The 10,685-nt window shown below is 37.7% G+C and carries 10 protein-coding genes and 2 pseudogenes; 10 read left to right on the top strand and 2 right to left on the bottom strand.

The window, feature by feature from the left end; genetic code table 11:
• Positions 1 to 131 precede the first annotated feature (131 nt).
• Positions 132 to 269, top strand: a pseudogene (locus tag ACP69Y_RS13025) (amino acid transporter); the annotation flags it as partial.
• 136 nt (positions 270 to 405) lie between these two features.
• Here the strand turns inward: ACP69Y_RS13025 and ACP69Y_RS13020 are convergent.
• Positions 406 to 924 carry a transposase gene (locus ACP69Y_RS13020; RefSeq protein ID WP_425918789.1) on the bottom strand — a complete coding sequence of 173 codons (519 nt, stop codon included), beginning with the start codon at positions 922 to 924 and terminating at the stop codon, positions 406 to 408.
• Between the two features lie 88 nt (positions 925 to 1,012).
• On the opposite strand from ACP69Y_RS13020, the pseudogene ACP69Y_RS13015 reads away from it, so the two are divergent.
• Positions 1,013 to 1,700 (top strand): annotated as a pseudogene (locus tag ACP69Y_RS13015) (Fic family protein).
• A gap of 57 nt (positions 1,701 to 1,757) precedes the next feature.
• Here the strand turns inward: ACP69Y_RS13015 and ACP69Y_RS13010 are convergent.
• On the bottom strand, positions 1,758 to 2,693 hold the full coding sequence (locus tag ACP69Y_RS13010) for a LysR family transcriptional regulator (RefSeq protein ID WP_425918788.1): 936 nt from the start codon (positions 2,691 to 2,693) through the stop codon (positions 1,758 to 1,760).
• A gap of 105 nt (positions 2,694 to 2,798) precedes the next feature.
• On the opposite strand from ACP69Y_RS13010, the gene ACP69Y_RS13005 reads away from it, so the two are divergent.
• From ACP69Y_RS13005 to ACP69Y_RS12970, 8 genes are all read left to right on the top strand, one after another.
• The gene (locus ACP69Y_RS13005; protein ID WP_425918787.1) at positions 2,799 to 3,959 is read left to right on the top strand and encodes an acyl-CoA dehydrogenase family protein; all 1,161 of its coding nucleotides are present in this window, start codon (positions 2,799 to 2,801) and stop codon (positions 3,957 to 3,959) included.
• Positions 3,960 to 3,977: 18 nt separating this feature from the next.
• Positions 3,978 to 4,778 (top strand): HpcH/HpaI aldolase/citrate lyase family protein, encoded by an 801-nt coding sequence (locus ACP69Y_RS13000; RefSeq protein WP_425918786.1) that lies wholly within the window; start codon positions 3,978 to 3,980, stop codon positions 4,776 to 4,778.
• A 20-nt stretch (positions 4,779 to 4,798) separates the two neighbouring features.
• Positions 4,799 to 5,641, top strand: a complete 843-nt coding sequence (locus ACP69Y_RS12995) for an FAS1-like dehydratase domain-containing protein (RefSeq protein ID WP_425918784.1) — start codon at positions 4,799 to 4,801, stop codon at positions 5,639 to 5,641.
• Positions 5,642 to 5,645: 4 nt separating this feature from the next.
• The gene (locus tag ACP69Y_RS12990; RefSeq protein WP_425918783.1) at positions 5,646 to 6,800 is read left to right on the top strand and encodes a CaiB/BaiF CoA transferase family protein; all 1,155 of its coding nucleotides are present in this window, start codon (positions 5,646 to 5,648) and stop codon (positions 6,798 to 6,800) included.
• Between the two features lie 231 nt (positions 6,801 to 7,031).
• Positions 7,032 to 7,925 (top strand): LysR family transcriptional regulator, encoded by an 894-nt coding sequence (locus ACP69Y_RS12985; protein ID WP_425918782.1) that lies wholly within the window; start codon positions 7,032 to 7,034, stop codon positions 7,923 to 7,925.
• A 137-nt stretch (positions 7,926 to 8,062) separates the two neighbouring features.
• Entirely contained in the window at positions 8,063 to 8,737 is a 675-nt protein-coding gene (locus ACP69Y_RS12980; protein WP_425918781.1) for a 3-oxoacid CoA-transferase subunit A, read from the top strand.
• A 5-nt stretch (positions 8,738 to 8,742) separates the two neighbouring features.
• Positions 8,743 to 9,387 carry a 3-oxoacid CoA-transferase subunit B gene (locus ACP69Y_RS12975; protein ID WP_425918780.1) on the top strand — a complete coding sequence of 215 codons (645 nt, stop codon included), beginning with the start codon at positions 8,743 to 8,745 and terminating at the stop codon, positions 9,385 to 9,387.
• A gap of 31 nt (positions 9,388 to 9,418) precedes the next feature.
• Positions 9,419 to 10,684, top strand: a complete 1,266-nt coding sequence (locus ACP69Y_RS12970; RefSeq protein ID WP_425918779.1) for an MFS transporter — start codon at positions 9,419 to 9,421, stop codon at positions 10,682 to 10,684.
• Position 10,685: the final 1 nt, after the last annotated feature.

Below are 10,685 nucleotides of genomic sequence, written 5' to 3'. Positions count from 1 at the left end.
GTCCATGGTGATAAAAACCATCATAAACCAGACATTTTTATTGGTGAGAATATAGACACTTTAAATGGGTTCTAACAAAATAGTTTCGTATAATATAGATTATGTTAAATGGAGAGCATGACCAACTTTATACTTTTGCCCTGGGAGCAATCCTATCTTCATGGATTTTTTTCTTCTCATTAGGATATGGAGCAAAATTCCGATTCCCCCTCTTTCAAAAACCTATTTCATGGAAAGTTTTAGATTTTGTAATTGGGGTAGTAGTGTAGAGCATAGCAGTAACTCTTTTACGTTAAGGAAACGGTCTTGGCTTAAAAAAACTTTAAGCTATTCAGAGTTAATAACCTACTTCAATTATATATTTTAAGTCTTTCTAAAAGTAACATAATACGGATTATGTGAAACCTATGCGTCGCAAATGATAAGTCTGCGCCATGTGGTTTGATAGAGCCGAAGGCTTTCATGAATCTGCGCCATTGCAGTGTCCATGCCCGTACGCATATCCATGGGCTGGGTAGAGAGCCAGATTTCATCAATACGGATCATATTTGCCAGTGCCTTGAGTAATTCTGCCAAAGCAGGCATTTTTGATGCCTGACATTTCAGCCCAATTTCTGTGTTCGAATCAGGCAAAGTAATGTGAAGGGGTAGCATTATTGCGGTAGATAGATTGAACCTTTCAGGGTAAGACAAGGCAATAAATGCGGGCTTAGGCGGTGCCGATTTGTGGATAGATTGTCTGCCATCGAAAAGGCGAATCCATTTAGATAGGATATTTTCATTCAGTCTATACTGCAAAGCGACTGAGGCGATAGAAGTGTGTGGTTCTTTACAGGTTTGAACAATACTATGTTTAAATTCAGCACTGTATGTTCTTCGCTTTTTGGAAACAGCTACAGTTGATGCATGGATATTCGTGGTCATGAATTTAGCCCCCCTTAAAAATAATTGGGGACTAACATAAGGCTAATTGGATAGATTAGTAAGGAGGGGCTTTACCGGATGCTTACCATTGTTCAAAGTTATTGATGGCTTAAAAAACAGGCTTGATCAGAAGCGACCTCTTTCTGACCTTATGTCTAAAAATTTACAAGAAGATCTTATTCTGCGTGGGATATACCATTCTAATTCAATTGAAGGTTATGCAATAAAACTGCTAGAAACCAAAGTCGTTTTTGAAGGCATCGCTTTAGGTGTAAAAAATTAAAAGATCACTTCGAGGTAATTAATCATAGAAACGCGATCTACTCCGTTGAAGACATCATTAGAAAATGAAGAACCTTTTTCTAACTGGAAAATTCGCAATATTTATCCACTCATTTTGAAAAATATTGATGATAACAATGCCGGTCGATCCCATTAGAAAAATGTGCCCATTTCAGGTGCTACTAACATGCCGCCGGACTACCCATTACTGAATGATAAGAGATCTAATACACCCAATTGAACGAGCTGCAAAAGTACATGCAGACTTCGTCGGCATTCATCCATTTATTGATGGTAATGGTCGTACCTCTCGCCTACTCATGAATTTAGAGTTAATGAAAACTGGTTATCCAGCTTGTGTAATTACTTTTGAGAACCGTCTTGCCTACTATGAAGCTTTGGATCAATGGATGGCTTTTGGAGAGACTGAGACATTTAATCAATGGGTTGCTGATGCAATATTGGAAGGGCTTAAGCCTTATCAGCTTTTTTAGGAATTTAGTCTCTGCTTTTTAGACTAATTTTTTATTTATATCAATAAAAATTAGATACTAACTTTCATATATCCATTTAGCATTCGGCCATTTTTTCTCCTCAATAGATTGCTCAACACAACCAATAATTTCACGTGAAATGAGCCGAATATGCTTGGGAATATTTCTTGTAGAGTGCATTGCTAAAGTAATCACACGAGAAAATGCTGGATCTACAATTGGAGTAACTTTAATTAATCCTGCCCTAAACTCATTTACTACAGAAACTAGGGGTAATATTGTATAACCAAAGCCCTGGATAACGAGCTGTTTTTGTATATTCAAATCATTAGTTTCAGCATAGACATTTAAGTTAGACCCATTTTGCTTATAAGCCTGCTCGATCAGAGAGCGCAAACGATGAGGATGAAAAGGTAAAATTAATGGAAATTCCTCTATTTTTTTAAGTTCAAAAACTTCATTTTGTTGAAGTAAGGACTGAGCTGATCCTATTAAAAATAATGGTTCTTTTACCAGCGGAGTCAAATCAATTAACTTCGATGGCGTAGCGTCATACATTAAAGCTAAATCAATATCTCCAGCCTCTAACCATTCTTTTAAATGCCCAGAATATCCCACTGATATTTTCACTTGTACTTCAGGATACTTTTCCTTGATCAAGTTCATAATCAAAGTAGAAAGTAATTCACTAATACTCGACAATACACCAATATGAACTTTCCCTCGAATTATCCCTTTATTTGCAGTCAATTCCAATTTGGCACTTTCGATGTCCTCCAAGATCCTTCTTGCATAAGGCTCAAGAACTTTACCCTCATCCGTCAGCGCCATACCATGACGAGAACGGTTAAATAATTTTACTCCTAATTCTTCTTCAAGCATTTGAATTTGTCGAGACACTGCAGGCTGCACAATGTTAAGCATAGCTGCGGCCTTTGTTAGATTTTCAACTTCTAAGATAGTGATAAAAGTGCGTAATTGTTTAATGTTCATTTCGATAATTTTCTAGCATGTCTTCCATCAAAATATACTATTTTAATTCCTAATCCATAACAATATATGATCAAAATAAGAAAAGATCAAGATAAGGACATTCAAGTGAAAAGTACTTTTAATAACTACCCAGAAATTCGTGAAGCTGTTCGTGCATTGTGTGCACAATTCCCAGATGAATATCATCGTAAAATTGACGAAAACAAAGCTTATCCTGAAGAGTTCGTAAATGCACTAACCAATGCTGGCTGGCTCGCAGCGATGATTCCAGAAGAATTTGGTGGTTCTGGACTAGGTTTGGCAGAAGCTTCTGTCGTTATGGAAGAAATTAATCGTAGCGGGGGTAATTCAGGTGCCTGTCATGGGCAAATGTATAACATGAGTACGCTGTTACGTAATGGTTCTCAAGCACAAAAAGAATTTTATTTACCTAAAATTGCTTCTGGTGAATGGCGTCTACAATCTATGGCCGTCACTGAACCAACAACAGGAACAGACACCACAAAAATTCGTACGACCGCAGTCAAAAAAGGCGATCGTTATGTGATTAATGGCCAAAAAGTTTGGATATCTCGTGTACAGCATAGTGACTGGATGATTCTTCTTGCTCGTACAACGCCTTTGGCCGAAGTGAAAAAGAAATCTGAAGGGATGTCTATTTTCATGGTTGATATTAAAGAAGCGATGAAATCAGGTATGGTCGTACAGCCTATTCCTAATATGGTGAATCATGAAACCAATGAATTATTTTTTGAAAACCTGGAAATTCCTGAAGAAAACTTAATTGGTGAAGAAGGCAAAGGCTTTAAATACATTTTAGATGGTTTAAATGCAGAACGTACACTGATTGCGGCAGAATGTATTGGTGATGGTTATTGGTTTATGGATCGTGCGACAAAGTATGTCAAAGATCGTGTGGTCTTTGGTCGCCCAATTGGTCAAAATCAGGGAGTACAGTTTCCTCTTGCTGAATCCTTCATTGAGATTGAAGCTGCCAATCTGATGCGTTTTCGTGCTTGTGAACTTTTCGACAAGGGTCAAGCCTGTGGTGCTGAAGCCAATATGGCCAAACTATTGGCTGCAAAAGCAAGCTGGGAGGCAGCGAATCATTGCTTACAATTCCATGGCGGTTTTGGTTTTGCCAATGAATATGACATTGAACGTAAATTCCGTGAAACACGCTTGTATCAAGTTGCACCAATTTCAACTAACTTAATTCTAAGTTATGTAGCTGAACATTTACTTGATCTACCACGTTCTTTCTAAGCTTTGAGGAAAAATAAAATGCAGACGCCCCGTTCATTTTTATTTGTTCCTGCTAACCGTCCTGAGCGCTATACCAAAGCGCTCAATAGCGGTAGTGACGCAGTGATTATTGACTTAGAAGATGCGATTCCAACTGAACATAAACTCGAATCGCGCGCATTACTCAAGCAATGGTTATTAGACCATCCCACTGAAAAAGTCATGATTCGAGTTAATGCTTTTCAGACCGAATGGTTTGCGGACGATATTCAACTCGCTCAATTTTCAAATGTGATTGCGATTGTTTTACCTAAAGCAGAAAAAATACAAGAATTCGAATCCATTCAACATATTCGTATCATTGATATTTATCCTATTATTGAAACACCTTATGGCATGGCACATGTAGAGGAAATTGCACAGTTTCCAGCCGTGCGTGCCTTGATGTTTGGCTCTATAGATTTTCAACTTGAAATGGATATGTCTGGTGATTTTTTAGAGTTGATGTACTTCCGTAATAAAATTGCTTTGGCCTCTAAACTTGCGGGTATTGCTAACCCTATTGATGGCGTCACTGCTGATTTTGGCAATACTGAATTAGTCATGACTGAAACCCTTCAAGCTAAAAAATTAGGCTTCCAAGGCAAGTTATGCATTCATCCCCACCAAGTCAAAATCGTGAATCAAACCTTTAATCCTAGCCCTGAAGAAATTCAGTGGGCACAAGAGGTTCTTGATGCTGTAAAAGCAGCTGATGGGCAAACGATTAGCTTAAATGGAAAAATGATTGATAAACCCATTATTTCAAAAGCAGAGAAAATTCTAAAACAAGTTTATTAAGCAAAGATAAGGACACGACTATGCAAAACTTTGCAGAATGGATTGGAAATAAACAAATTTCAGAAGATCATTGTGAACAGCGATCTATTCAAATGCTGCAGGCATTATTCAATAAAAAAGATCTACCAATAAAAGAAATACCCCATCTATTTCATTGGATAAATTTCCCCCATGTCGTTAACCAATCTGAAATTGCGGCAGATGGTCACCCTAAAAAGGGAGATTTTTTACCCCCTATCCCTTTCCCAAGACGGATGTGGGCAGGCAGTCGTCTTGAATTTATTCAGCCTATTTTGGTGGGGCAAGAATTACGTCGAGTTTCTGAAATTGCAGATATTCAATTTAAACAAGGCAAAAATGGTGAGCTTTATTTTGTAACAGTGAATCATTTTATTTATGCTAATGATGAGTTGGTCATTAAAGAACAACAAGATATTGTTTATAAACCAGAAACTATTACTACTAACAATGTTAGTGTAGCAATAACTCCTGTTGAAAGCACTCTGCGAAATTACAGTTTTAAACAGCAACATTCAGTGGATACAACTGCATTATTTCGTTATTCAGCCCTCACATTTAATGGCCATAAAATTCATTATGACCGTCCATATGCAACCCTGGTAGAAGGATATCCAGGTCTAGTGGTGCATGGCCCCCTCCTAGCAACTCTATTGATGCAAACGCTACAAGATAAATATCCAGATAAAATCATTAAAAAATTTGAATTTCGTGCGGTAAAACCTGTGTTCGATTTTAATGAGTTTTATATCTGTGGCGATGTACAAGAGCAAACTGCAGAATTATGGATTGAACATATTGATGGGCAAATAGCGATGAAAGCGAAAGTAACATTTCAGGAGTAATGAGATGAAACCACTGGAAGGTATTACCGTACTTGCTTTGGAACATGCAATTTCAGCTCCATTTTGTACGCGTCAGTTAGCTGATTTAGGTGCACGTGTCATTAAAATTGAACGACCTGAAGGTGGTGATTTTGCACGTTATTATGATGAACGTGTTAAAGGAATGTCTTCTCATTTTGTTTGGACAAATCGCTCTAAAGAAAGTTTGGCACTGGATTTGAAATCTCCAGAAGCCCCGCCTATATTGAAAAGCTTATTAAAAAAAACTGACGTTCTTATCCAAAATTTAGCCCCCGGTGCAGCCTCTCGTTTAGGACTTTCTTTCGAAAAACTTCATCCATTATTTCCACAACTAATTGTCTGTGATATCTCAGGTTATGGTGATGACCCAGAACACCCGGGTCCATATCGTGATAAAAAAGCCTATGACTTACTGATTCAAAGTGAGTCTGGCTTTTTATCGATTACCGGGACAAAACAGGAAAATGTTAAAGCAGGCTGCTCTATTGCAGATATTTCTGCTGGAATGTATGCCTATAGCAATATCTTGGCGGCTTTACTTGAGCGACAGAAAACTGGACTGGGGAAACGTATTGATATCTCTATGCTGGAATGTATGACTGAGTGGATGGGGTTCCCTCTTTATTACACCTCAGATCATCAAACAGAACCTCAAAAATCAGGTGCTGCGCATGCAACTATTTTTCCATACGGCCCCTTTTCTACAGGTGACAATAAACAAGTATTATTTGCTGTACAAAATGATCGTGAATGGACATCTTTTTGTGACTTAGTCTTAGAACGGCCCGAATTAGCTCAATCGGAATATTTTATCAATAATTCAAATCGAATTAAAAATCGTGAATTATTAACAAATATTATACTCCAGGTATTCTCTCACTATACTCAAAACGAAATCATTTTAAGACTGGAACAGGCAAAAATTGCCAATGCCAATGTCAACACATTGGCTGATGTCTGGAATCATCCACAATTAAAAGCAAGGCAACGTTGGACTGAGGTTGACACGCCAGTGGGTAAAATTCCAACATTAAAACCTGTTGGATCAAGTCATTCTGATGATTTTCAGCTTACGAAAGTCCCCGCACTGGGTGAACATACTGAAAGCATTCTCAAAGAGTTAGGTTTTCGAAGCTAAAAGTAAAAATTAATTACAATTCCAAAATCTTTCTTTTCACATAACTATTGTCTAATAGTCTCTTCAGTTTAAAAAAATAGATGATGCTCAGTATAGTTTAAATTATTTATACATCATGATGATGTATAAATAATTCACCAAGCGGGTTGTTGATTAACTAATTAGAGCCAAAATAAATGACTATGTTTTTTAAATTCAGACTATGGTTTTTAAATTTAATAGAGTAAGCCTGTGAACTTTGATCTAAATGACTTTCGATTAATTTTAAATATAGCAGAAACCAAAAATTTAACGCGGGCTGCAGAAAAATCTTTTTTATCTACTCCCGCTGCTAGTAATCGAATTAAAAACTTAGAACATGTCTTAGGCTTAAAAATTTTGGACCGCTCTTCTCAGGGTGTTGAACTGACTGAAATTGGGATGATCTATTTAAAATATGCTAAATCGATTTATCATGAAATTGAATGCCTTAAAGGTGAACTTGCTCAGTTTAATGATCTCATACCAGGGAAATTATCTATTGCTGCCAACACAACGGCCATAACTGAATATATACCAACGGCCCTATCTGAGTATTTAATTACTCATCCTCATGTGGATGTAAACCTTAAAGAAATGCTTAGTGAAGACATCGTCAGTCTTGTCGCAGATAAACGTGCCGATCTTGGAATTATTTCTGGGAATATTGATACTAAGAATTTGCAGACTATGCCTTTAATTTCTTCTCAACTGATTTTAATTGCCCCTAAAGCCCATCCTATTCTAGAACACACCAATGTGACCTTATTAGATGCAATTCAATATTCAGTTGTAACTTTAAATGAAGGCAGCGCAATTCAAATTTTTTTACATAAGTTATCTCAGCAATTAGATAAAAAAATTAATATTCGAGTGCAAGTTTCAAGCTATGACTCAATTTGTCAAATGGTTGCAGCAGGTGCAGGTATTGCCATTATTCCTTTAGCTGCTTTTCGACGTTTACAACATATTCACCCGAATATCGAACACAGAGAAATTGATGAAAAATGGGCCCATCGCGGCTTTAAAATATGCGCAATTAACTTTAATGAAATCAGTCAATTCACTAAAGACTTTATTGAATGTTTAAAGTCTCACATTTATTAATGATCAAATCATTTTCCCTGATTATGGTGTTAGCCTCAGATTAACACCACTTTCAAATTTCAAAATTGTGCAAAACATCAAGCTATGTAACTTTACTATCAGAGAACATGAAAAAATGAATGTTACAGGATAGTAAAATGATCAATAAAATTTTCAATTCGGCAAAGGATATTGTCAAAGACATTCAAGATGGCTCGACGATTGCAGTGGGTGGTTTTGGCGGTTCAGGCATGCCTAATGAGCTTATCGATGCACTCATTGAACAAGGTGCCAAAGATTTAACTATTGTGAGCAATAATGCTGGAAATGGTGATCAAGGTCTTGCAGCATTACTCAAAGCTAAACGTGTCAAAAAACTAATTTGCTCTTTCCCTCGCCAAAAAGATGCATATGTTTTTGAAGAATTGTATCGCAATAATGAAATTGAACTTGAAGTTGTACCTCAAGGTACGCTTGCAGAACGTTTAAGAGCTGCTGGTTGTGGTATTGGTGGTTTTTATACACGTACAGCTTATGGCACCCTACTTTCAGAAAATAAAGAAACCAAAGAGATAGATGGTCAAGGCTATGTCTTTGAGAAAGCTTTAGCCGTAGATTACAGCCTAATTTATGCCAAGACAGGTGATCGTTGGGGCAATCTCATTTACAACAAAACTGCACGTAATTTCGCTCCTGTTATGGCTATGGCGGCAAAAACCACTTTAGTTGCCGTAGATCAAATCTGTGAACTTGGTGATTTAGATCCGGAAATTATTATTACTCCTGGAATTTTTGTCGATCGTGTGACCCTAAAAAATGGGCATGGAGCGTAATTATTATGGATATCCAACAAAAAAATAATCTTGCTCAGCGTGTGGCTCAAGATATTCCCGAAGGGTCATATGTCAATTTAGGCATCGGTTTACCGACCCTAGTTGCGGACTATTTCGCTGATAAAGAAGTAATTCTACAAAGTGAAAATGGTGTGTTGGGTCAATGGACTCAAGCAGAAGTCGATGAAGAAAACTGGGATTTGATCAATGCTGGAAAAGAAGCCATTGATTTAAAAAAAGGGGGTGCCTTTTTTCATCATGCAGATTCTTTTGGAATGATGCGCGGTGGACATTTGGATTACTGCATTCTGGGTGCGTTCCAAATTTCAGCCAATGGTGATCTAGCCAACTGGCATACAGGGCATCCAGATGCCATTCCTGCAGTAGGGGGTGCAATGGATCTTGCTTCAGGTGCACAAAATGTTTACGTCATGATGGAACATTTAACCAAACAAGGTCATAGCAAAATTTTAGAGAAGTGCAGTTATCCATTAACGGGACTGGCTTGTGTGAATCGTGTGTATACAGAGATTGCTACCTTTGACTTTGCCAATGGACAAGTGTTTGTGATTGATATTGTTGCACCTCATACCCCTGAGTATGTTCAAAGTGTTACCGATATACCACTCGATTTTTCAAGAATGAAATAAATCATAAATCGATTTTACAAAGGAGATGTAAATGGGAATGTTGAATTGGTACAAGGAATCGGATTCCAATCAGAAAAAGACTTTTTGGGCATGTTATGCAGGTTGGGCACTTGACTCTTATGACATGCAAATTTTTAGTTTTTTATTACCTGTCATTATGGCAACTTGGGCACTTACTCAAACTCAGGTTGGCCTGATTGGTACGGTTGCCCTTGTTGTTACTGCCATTGGCGGATGGATCGCAGGTATTTTGGCTGACCGTTATGGTCGTGTAAAAATCCTGATGTTTACCATTTTATGGTTTACATTTTTTGGCGTATTGGCAGGATTTGCACAAAATTATGAACAGCTTTTAGTCGCAAGAACGCTACAAGGCCTTGGTTTTGGTGGTGAATGGGCAGTTGGCGCGGCACTCATGGCCGAAGCTGTTTCCGCAAAACATAAAAATAAGGCTGTCGGCTTTGTTCAGTCAGGAATGGCTTTAGGTTGGGCAGGATCGGTAATTGTAGCCACAATACTTATTACGATGCTCCCACCAGAATGGTCTTGGCGTGTGGTTTTTTGGACAGGTGTCATTCCCGCTTTAATTGTGATTTATATTCGCCGTAATGTGAAAGAATCGGTCGAATTCGTAAATGATGTGGCTAAAAATAAAGAAAATATTGAAAAAGCGTCATTCACTTCGGTATTTAAAAAACAATATTTACGTTCAACCATTTTTGCAAGTTTACTCGTTATAGGTTTACAAGCAGCATGCTATGCCATTCTCATTTGGATTCCAACCCTGATGAATGAACGTGGACTCAGTCCAAGTTCTAAAATTGTCACGATTTTGATTATGGCTGCAGGAGCATTTGCAGGCTTTATGTTCACCGCTTATCTGGCTGATAAATTGGGTCGTAAACAAACACTGATTGGTATGTCTATTTTGAGCTGGTTCGTAACCGTGGTGTATATGCTGATTGCAATGAATCAATACATTACCTTAGCGCTTGGATTCTTGGTGGGCTTTTCCGCAATTGGAATGTTCGCAGCGCTTGGCCCATTTTTAAGTGATTTATTTCCTACTCATATTCGTACTACAGGTATGGGCTTTGCTTATAACGTCGGCAAATCATTCGGTGCTCTATCAGTCGTTGGTGTGGGTATTCTTGCTGAATCATTAGGTCTTGCTACCTCTATCGGTTTGTTCTGCTTAACAGCTTACGGCTTAGCAACAATCTCTATTTTGCTCATTAGAGTGCCTAAAGATGAACCTACATTAATATCTCATCATTATCAAAAACAGGGAGTTTAAA

The sequence above is a fragment of the Acinetobacter sp. TSRC1-2 genome (genome assembly GCF_049895885.1).
Taxonomy (GTDB): Bacteria; Pseudomonadota; Gammaproteobacteria; order Pseudomonadales; family Moraxellaceae; genus Acinetobacter.
This window is presented reverse-complemented; position numbering and strand designations above follow the sequence as displayed.

Bases quoted from the DNA above. Each gene is read 5' to 3' on its own strand.
- ACP69Y_RS13020 (WP_425918789.1), bottom strand. From the start codon at position 924: ATGACCACGAATATCCATGCATCAACTGTAGCTGTTTCCAAAAAGCGA.
- ACP69Y_RS13010 (WP_425918788.1), bottom strand. From the start codon at position 2,693: ATGAACATTAAACAATTACGCACTTTTATCACTATCTTAGAAGTTGAA.
- ACP69Y_RS13000 (WP_425918786.1), top strand. From the start codon at position 3,978: ATGCAGACGCCCCGTTCATTTTTATTTGTTCCTGCTAACCGTCCTGAG.
- ACP69Y_RS12995 (WP_425918784.1), top strand. From the start codon at position 4,799: ATGCAAAACTTTGCAGAATGGATTGGAAATAAACAAATTTCAGAAGAT.
- ACP69Y_RS12990 (WP_425918783.1), top strand. From the start codon at position 5,646: ATGAAACCACTGGAAGGTATTACCGTACTTGCTTTGGAACATGCAATT.
- ACP69Y_RS12980 (WP_425918781.1), top strand. From the start codon at position 8,063: ATGATCAATAAAATTTTCAATTCGGCAAAGGATATTGTCAAAGACATT.
- ACP69Y_RS12975 (WP_425918780.1), top strand. From the start codon at position 8,743: ATGGATATCCAACAAAAAAATAATCTTGCTCAGCGTGTGGCTCAAGAT.
- ACP69Y_RS12970 (WP_425918779.1), top strand. From the start codon at position 9,419: ATGGGAATGTTGAATTGGTACAAGGAATCGGATTCCAATCAGAAAAAG.